The sequence below is a fragment of the Sphingomonas sp. LR60 genome (assembly GCF_036855935.1).
Lineage (GTDB): Bacteria > Pseudomonadota > Alphaproteobacteria > Sphingomonadales > Sphingomonadaceae > Sphingomonas.
This window is the reverse complement of the sequence record NZ_JASPFK010000001.1, coordinates 2,180,769-2,195,145: the sequence shown is the minus strand read 5'-3', so window position 1 is coordinate 2,195,145 and position 14,377 is coordinate 2,180,769. Positions and strand designations below refer to the sequence as shown.

At 67.5% G+C, this 14,377-nt stretch carries 13 protein-coding genes and 1 pseudogene; 11 read left to right on the top strand and 3 right to left on the bottom strand.

Annotation, left to right across the window (positions count from 1 at the left end; genetic code table 11):
- The first annotated feature begins 242 nt into the window (after positions 1–242).
- Positions 243–1,202 (top strand): ACP S-malonyltransferase, encoded by a 960-nt coding sequence (gene fabD / locus QP166_RS10130; RefSeq protein ID WP_333915805.1) that lies wholly within the window; start codon positions 243–245, stop codon positions 1,200–1,202.
- Positions 1,203–1,214: 12 nt separating this feature from the next.
- Here fabD and QP166_RS10125 read toward each other — a convergent pair whose 3' ends face one another.
- Together QP166_RS10125 and QP166_RS10120 are read right to left on the bottom strand one after the other, a co-directional pair.
- Positions 1,215–1,568, bottom strand: coding sequence for a hypothetical protein (locus QP166_RS10125; protein ID WP_333915804.1), 354 nt, complete (start codon positions 1,566–1,568; stop codon positions 1,215–1,217).
- Entirely contained in the window at positions 1,553–2,272 is a 720-nt protein-coding gene (locus QP166_RS10120) for an acyltransferase family protein (protein ID WP_333915803.1), read from the bottom strand. The genes QP166_RS10125 and QP166_RS10120 overlap by 16 nt, the downstream gene beginning before the upstream one ends.
- 196 nt (positions 2,273–2,468) lie before the next feature.
- Here QP166_RS10120 and fabG point away from each other — a divergent pair.
- From fabG to mltG, 5 genes and pseudogenes are all read left to right on the top strand, one after another.
- Positions 2,469–3,211: pseudogene (gene fabG / locus QP166_RS10115) on the top strand (3-oxoacyl-[acyl-carrier-protein] reductase).
- A 96-nt stretch (positions 3,212–3,307) separates the two neighbouring features.
- Positions 3,308–3,682: a hypothetical protein gene (locus QP166_RS10110; RefSeq protein WP_333915802.1), complete on the top strand. Its 375-nt coding sequence runs from the start codon at positions 3,308–3,310 to the stop codon at positions 3,680–3,682.
- Positions 3,683–3,824: 142 nt separating this feature from the next.
- Positions 3,825–4,061 carry an acyl carrier protein gene (locus QP166_RS10105; RefSeq protein ID WP_028056834.1) on the top strand — a complete coding sequence of 79 codons (237 nt, stop codon included), beginning with the start codon at positions 3,825–3,827 and terminating at the stop codon, positions 4,059–4,061.
- Positions 4,062–4,223: 162 nt separating this feature from the next.
- Positions 4,224–5,480, top strand: a complete 1,257-nt coding sequence (gene fabF / locus QP166_RS10100; RefSeq protein ID WP_333915801.1) for a beta-ketoacyl-ACP synthase II — start codon at positions 4,224–4,226, stop codon at positions 5,478–5,480.
- 10 nt (positions 5,481–5,490) lie between these two features.
- The gene (gene mltG, locus QP166_RS10095) at positions 5,491–6,459 is read left to right on the top strand and encodes an endolytic transglycosylase MltG (RefSeq protein ID WP_333915800.1); all 969 of its coding nucleotides are present in this window, start codon (positions 5,491–5,493) and stop codon (positions 6,457–6,459) included.
- A gap of 173 nt (positions 6,460–6,632) precedes the next feature.
- Here mltG and QP166_RS10090 read toward each other — a convergent pair whose 3' ends face one another.
- Complete coding sequence (locus QP166_RS10090) at positions 6,633–8,171, bottom strand: DUF389 domain-containing protein (protein ID WP_333915799.1); 1,539 nt, start codon at positions 8,169–8,171, stop codon at positions 6,633–6,635.
- 104 nt (positions 8,172–8,275) lie between these two features.
- On the opposite strand from QP166_RS10090, the gene QP166_RS10085 reads away from it, so the two are divergent.
- The 5 genes from QP166_RS10085 (at position 8,276) to QP166_RS10065 (ending at position 14,323) form a co-directional block, all read left to right on the top strand.
- On the top strand, positions 8,276–9,601 hold the full coding sequence (locus QP166_RS10085; protein ID WP_333915797.1) for a chloride channel protein: 1,326 nt from the start codon (positions 8,276–8,278) through the stop codon (positions 9,599–9,601).
- 72 nt (positions 9,602–9,673) lie between these two features.
- On the top strand, positions 9,674–10,579 hold the full coding sequence (locus QP166_RS10080) for a dihydrodipicolinate synthase family protein (RefSeq protein WP_333917315.1): 906 nt from the start codon (positions 9,674–9,676) through the stop codon (positions 10,577–10,579).
- Entirely contained in the window at positions 10,579–11,574 is a 996-nt protein-coding gene (locus tag QP166_RS10075; protein ID WP_333915796.1) for a 4-hydroxyproline epimerase, read from the top strand. Before QP166_RS10080 ends, QP166_RS10075 begins: the two co-directional genes overlap by 1 nt.
- A gap of 104 nt (positions 11,575–11,678) precedes the next feature.
- Positions 11,679–13,094, top strand: a complete 1,416-nt coding sequence (locus tag QP166_RS10070; protein ID WP_333915795.1) for an amino acid permease — start codon at positions 11,679–11,681, stop codon at positions 13,092–13,094.
- Positions 13,091–14,323, top strand: a complete 1,233-nt coding sequence (locus QP166_RS10065; RefSeq protein ID WP_333915794.1) for an NAD(P)/FAD-dependent oxidoreductase — start codon at positions 13,091–13,093, stop codon at positions 14,321–14,323. The genes QP166_RS10070 and QP166_RS10065 overlap by 4 nt, the downstream gene beginning before the upstream one ends.
- Positions 14,324–14,377 lie beyond the last annotated feature (54 nt).

Below are 14,377 nucleotides of genomic sequence, written 5' to 3'. Positions count from 1 at the left end.
AATGGCAAAGGGCGGCAAGGGTGATCCCCTTCCGCCCGAGGCCGTCGCGCTATGACGTCAAATTGCGTCCAGCGCAACCGAATGTTGAGGCGCGAATGTTGCGAATGTTGAGACGATCGCGCGTTGGATTGAGTGTTCCGCCCTCGTGACATCCTTATGCCAGAAAGCGTGCCGAATCGCCAGTGGTTGACCCGGTGCCGACGCGCGGCCTAGCAGCGCGGGCGATTTTCACGGAGGTCCTCATGCGCGCGTTCATCTTTCCCGGTCAGGGCAGCCAGGCGGTCGGCATGGGGGCGGCACTCGCCGATGCCTCGGTGGTGGCGCGCGAAGTGTTCGGCGAGGTCGACGAGGCGTTGGGGCAGAATCTTCGCAGGCTGATGGCGGAAGGTCCGGCCGACGAACTGACCCTGACCGAGAATGCGCAGCCGGCGATCATGGCCAATGCGATCGCCACGCTGCGCGTGCTGACGCGTGAGGGCAATGTGCGGCTGGCCGAAAAGGCCGATTACGTCGCCGGGCATTCGCTGGGCGAATATAGCGCATTGTGCGGCGCCGAAGCGCTCGACCTCGGCACGACCGCGCGGCTGCTCAAGACGCGCGGCCGCGCGATGCAGGCGGCGGTCCCGGTCGGCGAGGGAGCGATGGCGGCGTTGCTGGGCGCCGACGTCGAAAAGGCGCAGGCGATCGCTGGCGCGGCGGTCGACCTGATCCTGACAGAAACCGGCGAGACGCTGGTTTGCACCGTCGCCAACGACAATGATCCGTCGCAAGTGGTGATCTCCGGTCATCGTGTCGCGGTCGAACGCGCGGTGGCGCTCGCCAAGGAGATGGGCGCGAAGCGTGCGGTGCTGTTGCCGGTATCGGCGCCGTTCCACTGCGCGATGATGGAGGATGCGGCGCGGGTCATGGAGGGCGCGCTGGCGGAGGCCGATCTCCGCGCGCCGCTGGTGCCGGTCTTCGCCAACGTCGACGCCGCGGCGGTCGCCGATCCCGGCGCGATCCGGCGCTTGCTGGTCGAGCAGGTGACGGGCCGGGTGCGATGGCGCGAATCGGTGCTGGCCATGGTGGAGGCCGGCGTGACCGAAGTCGTCGAGTTCGGCGGCAAGGTCCTGTCGCCGATGGTCAAGCGGATCGCGCCGGATGTGGAGGCGGTGAGCGTGGTTTCGATGGACGATATCGAGGCGTTGCTGAAGCGGCTGTAAGCTGGGATCCTTTCAGGCACGAGCGGTCCGGGCGATGCTTCGCTCAGGCGGGCGCTCCTCGATCCGCCGCGAGAGGCGGCGGCCGAGGCGGATGAACGGGCGCTCGACCAGATAGACCGAGAGCAGAACGACGATCGGCAGCAGTAGGATCGGGAACGGCGCGTTCGTGTAATGCGAGGGCGATGCGAGGAAGAGCTGCTGCCAGAGGTACAGGCTGTACGAGCCCGCACCGATGATCTGAAGGACGCGCCATTCGAGGATCGCGCGCACCCAGCGCAGCGCGTTGCCGGCGAAGATTATATAGGTGACGAGGAACGGCAGCGCGACGATCGCGACGACCTCCAGCCGGGTCAGCGGGCCAACCACCAGCAGTGCAACCGCAGCCAGCCATACCGGCGTGGCGGTAGCGCGCTGGCACGCGCTTCTAACGCGGGGCTCAGCGCGTAGAGCGCGCCGGCTGCGACGCAGCCGAACGACGTGAAGTTGCTGTGGAAAATATACGGCTTCATCGCAATTCCGACCGTGCAGCCGATCAGCGCCGCGATCAGCAGCGGCACGCGCCAGCGCGGCGCGGCGAGCGCGATCAGCAGCGGCCAGGCGAGATAGAATTGCTCCTCGACCGCCAGCGACCAGGTGTGCGCCACCCACCAATCGCAATCGACGAAGCCGATGTTGCAGGTGAAGGTCGCCGCGCTGGCGAAGCTGTCGGCCGGCAGCGTGAGCGCACCAGCGGCGGAGAGCAGGCCGACCACCGCAAAATAGGCAAGCAGCGGGGGCAGGATGCGGCAGAAGCGGCGTGCGTAGAAAGCGGCGATGCTGACGCGACCCCGCTTCGCCTCTTCGCGCAGCATCAGCGAGGTGATGATGAAGCCGCTGATGACGAAGAACAACTGAACGCCGATCTGCGAGAGCGGTTCGGACACCCGCTCCACCAGATGCATTGCCGACTCCGCCGGAATGCGGAAGCGGAAGTTGATCGCATGCGAGAAGACGACGAACCCGGCCGCGACCGCGCGCCAGCCATCGATGCCGCGGTGCCGGCGGTGGGGCCGGTCATCGGCGTGCGGCATGTCGTCGGCGAGCGCGTCGCCGACCGGATTGAACGTCAGTTGCCTTACCCCCTGTCATCGTCCCCCGGACTATCTGGTTGGCCTAGAATGATAATCGCGCGACTTCTATCGCGTCGTCAGACTGGCTTGCCCGTTCTGGGACTTGTCGCTCCACGGCGAGGCGATAAAGCGGGCGCGTCATTGTGAAGGATCAGAGATGTTCGACCTGTCAGGCATGACCGCGTTGGTCACCGGCGCATCGGGGGGATCGGCTCGGCGATCGCCAAGGGGCTTGCGGCACGGGGCGCGCGGCTGGCGGTATCGGGATCGAACGTCGCCAAGCTCGAAGCGTTTCTGGGTGAGCTGAGCGGGGCGGGGCATGTCGCACTTCCTTGCGATCTCTCGGACGCCGCCGCGGTCGATGCGCTGGTGCCGCAAGCGGTGACGGCGTTGGGCGGGCGACTCGATATCCTCGTCAACAACGCGGGGGTCACGCGCGACAATCTGGCGATGCGGATGAAGGACGACGAATGGGATCAGGTGATCCGCGTCAACCTGGAAGCGGCCTTCCGCCTGATCCGTGCGGCGGCCAAGCCGATGATGAAGCAGCGCTTCGGGCGCGTCATCTCGATCACCTCGGTCGTCGGGCAGACCGGCAATCCGGGCCAGGCGAATTATGCCGCGTCGAAGGCGGGGCTGGTCGGCATGTCCAAGGCACTAGCGCAGGAACTGGCCAGCCGCACTATTACCGTCAACTGCGTCGCGCCGGGCTTCATCCGCTCGGCGATGACCGATGGGCTGCCCGAGGCGCAGAAGACCGCGCTGCTCACGCGCATTCCGGCGGGCGACCTGGGGACGGGCGAGGACATTGCCGCGGCGGTCATCTATCTGGCGTCGAAGGAGGCGGGGTACGTCACCGGGCAGACGATCCACGTCAACGGCGGTATGGCGATGGTCTGAGCCTGTTGACCCACCATGGGGCTGCGGGAGCGATCTGCTCTTCTTCCGTTCGTCGCGGCGGCTAGGGTGCGTTGATCGGTAGCAGGGAGCTTCGCCATGTCCCGATTGATGATCGGCATACGGGGTTTCGGTTTCCTGCTTGCAGTGCCGCTGGGCTTGTTCATGCTGTGGGACACGGGAAGCACGCTCGTTGCCGGTGCACCGAGCGGGTGGGACGATGCCGCGCAGGTCTGCTGCTCGTGCGCCGCGCTCATGCTGTTGAACGTGGCCATGGTGTCCACATCGGCCACCCTGGGCGTCGTCCGGTTGCTGATCGCGCATGTCGTGCTGGCGCCGCTTGCGGCGGTGTGCTGCTATTTCGGCTCGGTCGACCCGGTGGCGCTATTTGTGGGGCTTCCTCTACTTGCCGGCGTCGTGGTCGCGCTGGGTGCGGCGTCCTGCCCGTTACGCAGACGGGCGGCGTCGCACTGATCGACGACAAAGAATGCCCGCCATCGAAGTCGACGCGGCGTTCGGGCGTTCCGCCGCACACACGGACTTGTCAGGCGGGCCGACCGGCTCTACCTGCGTTCAGGAATTCTAAATCTACCCCCAAATCGAAAGAGGGAAAGTTATGAGCGAGACCGCCGACCGCGTGAAGAAGATCGTCGTCGAGCATCTCGGCGTCGAAGCCGACAAGGTGACCGAGGACGCGAGCTTCATCGACGATCTGGGCGCGGACAGCCTCGACATCGTCGAGCTGGTCATGGCGTTCGAGGAGGAGTTCGGGGTGGAAATCCCGGACGATGCCGCCGAGAAGATCTCGACCGTCAAGGACGCGATCACCTATATCGACGAGCATAAGGGCTGACGCCCTGATGCGCCGGGTGGCGGGGGCCTCGCCCTTGCCATCGCCCGGCCGTCGAACGATTTGAGCGGCTCCCCATCCTTCGCTAGAGGATGGGGAGCCGTTTCGTAATGAAGACCGCCGGATGCGTGGGAGAGGCGCAATGGGCGGGAAGAAGGGAAGCCTATGCGTCGCGTCGTCGTCACCGGACTTGGCCTCGTCACCCCGCTCGGGGCGGATGTGGAAACCGCCTGGGCGAACCTGATCGCCGGAAAATCGGGCGCGGGTCCGATCACGCGCTTCGACACTACCGGGCAGAAATGCCTGATCGCGTGCGAGGTGAAGCCGAAGGACCATGAATATGGCTTCGACCCGGACAAGCGTGTCGACCACAAGGTCCAGCGACAGGTTGATCCGTTTATCGTCTATGGCATCGACGCGGCGGGGCAGGCGCTCGAGGACGCCGGGCTGACCGAGATGGACGAAGAGATGCGGATGCGTGCCGGCGTGTCGATCGGTTCGGGGATCGGCGGGCTTCCGGGGATCGAGATCGAATCGATCAATCTGCACGAGCGTGGCCCTGGCCGGGTGAGCCCGCATTTCGTCCACGGCCGCCTCATCAACCTGATTTCGGGGCAGGTTTCGATCAAATACGGGCTGATGGGGCCGAATCACGCCGTCGTCACCGCATGCTCGACCGGCGCGCATTCGATTGGCGACGCAGCGCGGATGATCCGCGACGACGACGCCGACATCATGCTGGCGGGCGGCGCGGAGAGCACGGTCAACCCGCTCGGTGTCGCGGGCTTTGCGCAGGCGCGCGCGCTCAACACCAGCATGAACGACCGGCCCGAGCAGGCCAGCCGGCCCTATGACAAGGATCGCGACGGCTTCGTGATGGGCGAGGGCGCGGGGGTGATCGTGCTCGAGGAATATGAGCACGCCAAGGCGCGCGGTGCGAAGATCTATGCCGAGGTCGTGGGCTATGGCCTGTCGGGCGATGCCTATCACGTCACCGCGCCACACCCGGAGGGCAAGGGCGCGGAACTGGCGATGCGCATGGCGCTGCGCAAGGCGGGGATGACCCCGGCCGACATCGACTATATCAACGCCCACGGCACCTCGACGATGGCCGACACGATCGAGCTGGCGGCGGCGAAGCGCGTGTTCGGCGACGATCTGTCGGGCGCTTCGATGTCGAGCACCAAGTCGGCGATCGGGCATTTGCTGGGCGGCGCGGGCGCGGTGGAGAGCATCTTCTGCATCCTCGCGCTGCGTGATCAGATCGTGCCGCCAACACTCAACCTCGACAATCCCGACGAGGGGACCGAGGGTGTCGATCTGGTCCCGCATCATGCCAAGAAGCGTCCGGTGCGCGCGGTGCTGAACAATTCGTTCGGCTTCGGCGGCACCAACGCGTCGCTGGTGATGAAGGCGATCTGAGGCGACCGTCATGCGCAGGCTCGGCTGCTTCGCTCTTGTCGCCGGCCTGCTGCTGATCGCGGCCGGCTTCTGGGTCGGGTACGGCTGGAAGGGCGCCGGCCCGTTGCCGCGCGCGGCCACCGTCGAGATCGCCGAGGGATCGAGCCTCGCCGCGGCGGCGCGCACGCTGGAGAAGGCCGGGGTGATCGCCTCGGCCAGCCGCTTCCGCCTGCAGGCGCGGATCTTCGGGTCGGACGCGCCGATCAAGGCCGGCGAATATGCGTTTCCGGATCATGCCAGCGCGGCGCAGGTGCTTGCGATCCTGCAAGGCGGCAAGGCGGTGCAACGGCTGGTGGTGGTGCCCGAAGGGCTGCCATCGGTGATGGTGCGCGACGCCTTGTTGAAGGCGCAAACGCTGACCGGTGACGTCAGGGTGCCCGCGGAAGGCTCGGTACTGCCGGACGGTTACACGTTCGAGCGCGGCGAGCCGCGCACGGCGGTGCTGGCACGGATGCAGGCGGCGATGAAGACCTATCTCGCCACGGCATGGAAGACGCGCAAGCCGGGTGCCGTGGTCAGGACACCCGAACAGGCGGTCATCCTCGCCTCGATCGTCGAGAAGGAAACCGGCAAGCCCGAGGAGCGGCGGACGGTGGCGGCGGTCTATGGCAACCGGCTGCGGCTGGGTATGCCGTTGCAGGCCGATCCGACCGTCATCTACCCGATCACCAAGGGGCGGCCGCTGGGACGGCGCATCCGCCAGTCGGAGCTGCGCGCGAAGAACGGCTATAACACCTATGCCGAGGCGGGCCTGCCGGTCGGCCCTATCGCCAATCCGGGACGGCGATCGATCGATGCGGTGCTCGATCCGGCGCAGACGAAGGCGCTGTATTTCGTCGCCGACGGCAGCGGAGGGCATGTCTTTGCGGATACGTTGGCCGAGCATAATGCCAATGTGAAGAAATGGTATGCGATCCGCCGCGCGCGTGGGGAAATGTAGCCGCGGGCGATAGGGGCAGTCTGCGCCGTTGAGCGCGGTGGCGTCATGTCGAACGAGGGTCGTCATTGAGAACGTAGCGATCAATCGAGCGCCGGATCAGAACGCCCTGGATTGCTTCGCTGCGCTCGCAATGACGGATATGTGTCGGTTTACTGGCTTTCTGATCTAAGCGTTTAACTCGCCTGCTCCGGGGTTGATTGCTCTGTGGGGGCGGCGGGCTCCGGCTGCCATGATGCGCGCAGGCGCCCTCCTGCGTTGCCGGCCGCCGCCCGAGCACCGCGCGCGATCAGCGCTGCGGCGACGGCGCGGCGCTGCGCGAGCGTGCCGCCATCGACCGAAAGCGGGCGGTTCAGCCGGATCGCGCCCCAGGCAAGCGAGTCGAGCGCGGTGATATCGACCACGCCCTCGACGATCGGAACAGGCGACAGCGGCACGTCGGCCGGTGGCGCGAGCAGGATGCGCCATTGGGTCAGCAGCCGGTCCGCGCGCGCCTCCAACGCACGATAGCCATCCAGCCCGAGGCCGGGTAGCGGCGCGGCGGTGGTGCGCAGCGTTCGATCGTTGGCGTCGATGGCGACCTTGTCCGGCGCGACGCCCGCGACCAGCGCAAGATCGGCGACGGCACGATCGCGCGCCGCGCTGGCGATATCCTCGCGTGGCTCTGCGGCGCGCGCGATTTGCGCCGCCTCGACCCCATTGGCGTCGGGGCTGACGCGCAATTGGTCGACGTGCAGATCGATCGGGCGTTTGAGCCGCGCGCGCAGATCGGCGACCAGTACACGATCCGCCTGCGGATCGAGCGACGGCGTTAGAACCACCGCCCGCACCCGGATCGGATCACGCGCATAGTCGATGTCGAGCTGACTGAGCCGCGCTGCGTCGGGGAAGCGGTTGCGGATCGTATCACGCACCTGCCGCTGTGCGACCGCCTCGAACGCGATCTGGCGCAGCGCAGAAACCAGCGGGACCGACAGCAGCCCGACCGCGCCGACGAAGAGCGCGAGCTGCCACCCGGTATGATGGCGCGACAGGTGGCCGCCGAAGCCGTACAGACGCGCGACCAGCGCGGCGGTCAGCGCGATCGTGACCGCATTGGTGGTGAACAGCAGCATCGCGCCCGCGAAGACCGTCCAGTTGCGCGTTGCGATGCCGAAGCCGACGACCGCGAGCGGCGGCATTAGCGCGATCGCGATCGCCACGCCCACGACCGTGCCGCCCCGGCCGCGGATCAGGGCATAGGCGCCGGCAACCGCCGAAAGAAGCGCGACGAGCAGGTCGAAGAGGGTCGGGCGGGTGCGCCCCGCGATCTCGCTGGTGATCGTCTGGATCGGCGAGAGCGCAACGAAAACCACCGACAGCGCGACCGCGAGCGCCGCGCCGGCGAGCAGCGCGGTGGCGCTGCGCCGCATCGCGACGGTATCGAAGGTGGCAATGCCGAAGCCGAGGCCGATGATCGGCATCATGAGCGGCGACAACAGCATCGCGCCGATCAGCACCGCAACCGACGGCATCAGCAATCCGAGCAGCGAGATCGCGGCGGAGATGACGATCAGGAAGGCATAGCGACCGGACCAGCCGGAATCGCCCGCGATCTGGCGGAGCACCGCATCGTGATCGACCCCGCCTGTCACCCACATCGACCACCAGCGGCGCAGCTTTTGTCGCCGGACGACCAGCGGTGGTGCGATCGTCGTCGTTCGTTCGTCAGTCAAAGCGCATTCTGCCGGTTCGTTACACCCGTGAAGCGATCAAACGGTCGGTGGAGCGGCGGGGTCCATGCTGGCCATTTCGCGGCGCGGACGTGTAAGGCGTGCCTATGCCGGAGCAATCTTCATCGCGTCGCCCTCGTCTCGAATGGACGCCGACGCGACTGCGGGCCTTGCTCCGCTCGCAGCGCCCGCGCGCGACACGACTGCGTGCACGGCTGGCGCTTCTGATCGGCGCGGTGGCGATCGGGCTGGCGGCGACGGTGTTCGCGCTGGCGGCGGATGCGTGCGGCGAGTTGTTTGTCGGCCTCGCCCGACAGCATCGCTGGGTGCCGATAATTACGACTCCGCTGACCTTCGGCGCGCTGGCGTGGCTGACGCGGCGTTACGTGCCGTTGGCGCGCGGATCGGGCATTCCGCAGGTGATGGCGGCGCAAGCCGATCCCGAGGCCGCGACGCGCTCGCTGGTGTCGATGCCGACGGTGATCGGCAAGGCGGCGCTGACGCTGGCGGCGGTGCTGGCGGGAGCTTCGGTCGGGCGCGAGGGGCCGACGGTGCAGATCGCCGCGGCGGTGATGGGGCTGACGCATCGTATCCTGCGCGTGCCGTTACGCGCCGGGGTGCTGATCGCCGGTGGTGCGGCAGGCGTGGCGGCGGCGTTCAACACGCCGCTGGCGGGTCTGTTGTTCGCGATCGAGGAACTCGCCTCCGCCTATGAGCAGAAGGTGACGTTGCTGGTGGTCGGCGCGATCGTGATCGCGGGAATGGTCGCGCAATCGGTGCAGGGCGATTACCTGTATTTCGGGCTGGTCGGTGCGCACATGCCGATCGGTTCGGCGCTGATCGTCGCCGGGGTCGCCGGGCTGGTCGGCGGCCTGTCCGGCGGGGCGTTTGCACGCGCGATGCTGGCCTTCGCGCGGGGCGCGCATCCGCTGGCGGCGTGGAGCAAGCGTTATCCGATCCGGTTCGCAGTCGGATGCGGCGTGGTCGTCGCGGTGCTGGGCTGCGGAACGGGGTTGACATGGGGCACTGGCTATAGCGCGGCGCGCGCGATGATCGGCGGCGTCGACGCCCCCTTGTGGTTCGGCCCCGCCAAGCTGCTCGCGACGCTGGCGACGGCGGTCGCGGGTCTGCCTGGCGGGATCTTCGCACCATCGCTGGCGGTGGGGGCGGGGATCGGCAATCTGCTGCGCCCGCTGTTCGCGGACTCGCCCGCCTCGGCGGTCGTGATCCTCGGCATGGTCGGCTATTTCGCGGGAGTTGTGCGCGCGCCGTTGACGGCGGTGATCATCCTGGCCGAAACTACGGGCAGCCGTGGGCTGATGCTGCCGATGTTCGCCACCGCCTTCGTCGCCGATGGTGCCAGCCAGTTCGTATGCCGTGAGAAATTGTATCACGGTCTCGCGCGGACCTTCGCGCTGCCCCTGAACAAATAGCTTGGCTCCTCTGACCTTATATCGTATACGAAGCTTGCTATTCAGGAGGGTAATGTGGTTTCTGGTTCGAGCATGTGGACGGGCGTCTATCCTGCAGCGACGACGCAGTTCGCGGGTGACGGGTCGGTCGACATCGACGCGACGCAGCGTGGGTTGGTCGCACTGGTCGAGGATGGCGTCGACGGGCTGATCCTGCTCGGCACCTGCGGCGAGAACAACTCGCTGGACGTCGAGGAAAAGCATGCGGTGCTGCGCGCCGGGGTCGAGGCGGTCGGCGGGCGCGTGCCGCTGGTGTGCGGCGTCTCCGAATTCACCACGCGGCGTGCGGCCGCGTTCGCGAAGGAGGTCGAGGATATCGGCGTCGACGCGCTGATGCTGCTGCCCGCGATGGTCTATGTCCCGACGCCGACCGAGCTGGCGACGCATTTCGGTACCGTTGCGGAAGCGACCGGCCTGCCGATCATGCTCTACAACAATCCGCCGGCCTATCGTGTCTCGGTCGACTTCGACACGCTGGAGCTGCTCGATCCGGTCAAGAACATCGTCGCGGTCAAGGAAAGCGCGCCCGATCCGCGCCGCTTCACCGACGTCATCAATCGGTTCGGTGATCGCTATGTCGTGATGGCAGGGCTGGACGACGTCGCGCTGGAGGGGATGTTGCTTGGCGCGAGCGGGTGGGTTTCCGGCCTGACCAGCGCCTTCCCGCAGGAATCGGTCGCGCTGATCGCGGCGGTGTATCGCGGCGACTGGGAAGAGGCGCGGCGCATCTATCGTTGGTTCATGCCGCTGCTCCACCTGGATGCCGAGCATGATCTGGTGCAGTCGATCAAGCTTGCCGAGGAGATCATGGGCCGCGGGTCGGAGCGCGTCCGTCTGCCGCGACTGCCGCTGGAAGGCGCACGCCGAGCCGAGGTGATCGCGATGGTCGAGAAGTGCGCGGCGACGCGGCCGGTGCTCAAGGAGGCTCTCGCGGCCTGATGCGCCACACCTTCTTCTGCATCGATGGCCACACGGCGGGCAATCCCGTCCGTCTGGTAGCCGGTGGCGCCCCGTTGCTGCGGGGCGCCAGCATGGCGGAGCGGCGGCAGGACTTTCTCGCGCGTTTCGACTGGATCCGCACCGGCTTGTGCTTCGAGCCGCGCGGGCACGACATGATGTCGGGCGGGTTCCTGTACCCGCCGTGCGGCGATGCGGATGCAGCGATCCTGTTCATCGAGACGTCCGGGTGTCTGCCGATGTGCGGGCATGGCACGATCGGGATGATCACCTTCGGGCTGGAGAACGGCCTGATCACGCCGCGCGAACCGGGACGCTTGCGCGTCGAGGTGCCCGCGGGGGTGATCGAGATCGATTATGCCGCTGAGGGCAATCGCGTCCGCTCGGTGAAGATCCGCAACGTGCCGGCCTATTTGGCGATCCAAGGGTTGCAGATCGACGTGCCGGGGTTCGGGCCGCTGTCGATCGATGTCGCTTATGGTGGCAATTACTATGCGATCGTCGAGCCGCAGGGGGCGTACACCGGGCTGGACAATTTGGGCGCGGCGCGGATCGTCGAGTTGAGCCGTGTGATCCGCGAGTTGGTGCGGGCGGCGTATGAGCCGGTCCATCCGCTGGAGCCGACGATCCGCGGGGTCAGCCATGTGCTGTGGGCCGACAAACCCAAGGGCGAGGGTGCGGACGGGCGCAACGCGGTCTTCTATGGTGAGCGCGCGATCGATCGCAGCCCGTGCGGCACCGGCACCTCGGCGCGGTTGGCGCATCTGGCGGCGACCGGGCGGTTGAAGGTCGGCGACCGCTTCGTGCATGAGAGCTATATCGGCAGCCGCTTCATCGGGCGGGTCGAGGCGGACACCATGATCGGCGATCAGGCGGCGATCGTGCCGTCGATCGAAGGATCGGCGATCGCGACGGGATTCAATACGATCTGGATCGATCGCGAAGACCCGTTCTTCGCGGGGTTCACGGTGGTGTGATCGAACCTGCCGTTCGCCTCGAGCAGCCTCTCGACGGGCGGGTTCTCGGCTTCGCTCGAACCCTGCTCGAGGCAAACGGATTTCATCAAAAAAGGGAGCGGCGCTTGGCACGAGGATTACTGGGGCCGCTTAAGCCCCTGAACGCGAACGAAGCCGATCCGGATCGCAAGCTGCGAAAGACGCTGAGCTGGCCGCATTTGATCGCGCTGGGGATCGGCGCGATCGTCGGAACGGGCATCTATACGCTGACCGGTGTCGGTGCGGAGCGGGCGGGGCCGGCGGTTATCCTGTCATTTGCGATCGCGGGGGCGGTGTGCGCGTGCGCGGCGCTGGCCTATGCCGAGATGGCGACGCTGATCCCGACCGCGGGAAGTGCCTATACCTATACCTATTCCGTGATCGGCGAGAGCATCGCCTGGATCGTCGGGTGGAGTTTGATCCTCGAATATTCGCTTGCCTGTTCGACCGTCGCGGTCGGCTGGTCCGCCTATCTGGTCGGCTGGTTGCAGAGTGCGGGCGTAAATATGCCCGCGATGCTGCTGTCGGGACCGCATGGCGGCGGGATCGTCAATCTTCCGGCGGTGCTGGTCGCGCTGGGGATCGCGGGGATGCTGGTCGCCGGGACGAAGGAGAGCGCGACGTTCAACATCGTGCTGGTCGCGATCAAGATGGTCGCGCTGGGCGTGTTCGTCGTCGTCGCGCTGCCCGCGTTCAACGGCGGCAATTTCGAGCCGTTCATGCCGTACGGATTCGGCAGCCATGTCGAGAATGGCGCGACGCGCGGGGTAATGGCGGCGGCGGCGATCGTCTTCTTCGCCTTCTACGGCTTCGATGCGGTCGCGACTTCCGCGGAAGAGGCGCGCAACCCGGGACGCGACCTGACGATCGGGATCATCGGATCGATGGCGGCGTGCACCCTGATCTATATGGGCGTCGCGGTCGCAGCGATCGGAGCGGTGAGCTACATCGACCTCGGCAAGTCGGCCGAGCCGCTCGCGTACGTCTTGCGCACGCTCCAGCACCCGTTCGCGGCTTGGGCGATCGGACTGGCGGCGCTGATCGCGCTGCCCTCGGTGATCCTCGTCATGATGTACGGGCAGAGCCGCATCTTCTTCGTGATGTCGCGCGACGGACTGCTGCCGCGCAGCCTGAGCCGCGTGTCGGCCCGGACGGGATCGCCCGCGCTGGTGACGATGGTGACGGGCGTGTTCGTCGCGGCGGTGGCGGGCTTCTTCCGGCTCGATGAGATCGCCGAGCTGGCGAATGCGGGGACGTTGCTGGCGTTCATCGCGGTGGCGGCGTGCATGATGGTGCTGCGCAAGCGCGCGCCGGAACTCAAGCGCGTGTTCCGCTGTCCGGCGCCGATGGTGGTGGGGACGCTGGCGATCCTCGGCTGCATCTACCTGTTGGTGAGCCTGCCGACGCACACGCTGACGCGGTTCGCATTGTGGAACGTGCTCGGCCTGGTCTTCTATCTCGCCTATGGCCGTGCGCGCAGTCTGGTGCGGGCGCAGGGATGATCCGCTCGGCGATCGTCATCGGCAATGGCGTGGTGGCGCTCAACGTCGCGCTCGCGCTCCAGCGGCGCGGCACGCAGGTGACGATCGTCGCCCCCGATGCGCCGTGGCGCGGCGCCTCCTGGGGCAATGCCGGGCATATCGCGGTCGAACAGGTCGAGCCGCTGGCATCGCTAGCGACGGTGAAGAGCGTTCCCAGGCGGCTGTTCTCGCGCGGCGGCGCGTTGGCGCTGCCGCCGCGTGCGATCCGGCATTGGCTGCCGTTTACGATCCGATTGCTGCGCGCCAGCACGCCCGCGCGGTTCGCGCGTGGCAAGGCCGCGCTGTCGGCAATGCTCGCCACCGCGATCCCGGCGTGGCAGCGCGTGCTGGCCGATGCGGCTGCGGCGGCGCTGTTGCGCGTCGACGGGCATTTCGTCGTGTGGGAGACCGCCGACAGCGCGGCGCGCGGGCGCGCGGCGTGGCTGGTCGCGGACACCGGCACCGCGACGGTGCGTGACGCGACGCCCGAAGAACTGGCGCAACTCGCGCGCTTGACCACGGCGACGATCGCAGGGGCGGTGCGCTTCGAGGGGAGCGGACAGATCACCGATACCGGCGCGCTGGGTGACGCGTTGACGGCGCGCTTCGTTGACGGGGGCGGCGTGCGCGTTCATGGCCGGGCGCGGTCGATCGCCACCGCGGGTCATAGCGCGACGGTGACGCTTGAGGATGGCAGCCAGGCAGAAGCCGATGTCGTGGTGGTCGCGGCGGGGGCTGCCTCCGCCTCGCTCGTCGCGCCGCTGGGGCTGCGCGCGCCGCTGATCGCCGAGCGCGGCTATCATATCGAGGGCGATCCGGGCGACTGGCCCGCCGACCAGCCGCCGGTGGTGTTCGAGGATCGTTCGATGATCGTCACGCGCTTCGCCGGGCGGTTGCGGGCGGCGAGCATCGTCGAGTTCGCGGCGGTCGAGACACCGGCCGATCCGCGCAAATGGGCGCGGTTGCGCGCGCATGTCGCTGCGCTCGGCCTGCCTTTGCAGGAGCCGCTCGCGCCGTGGATGGGGGCGCGGCCGACGCTGCCCGATTATCTACCCGCGATCGGGCGGCGCAGCGCGGTGGCATATGCGTTCGGGCATCAGCATCTCGGCCTCACGCTGTCGGCGACGAGCGGCGAGGCGCTGGCGGCGCTGCTCCACGACGAGACGCCGGCCTATGACCTGGCGCCATTCGACCTGGCGCGGTTCGGGTAGCCGGCGGCTGGTCATCCGATCCGTTTCGGTGCGGTGCCGCCGCGGCCATTGCGC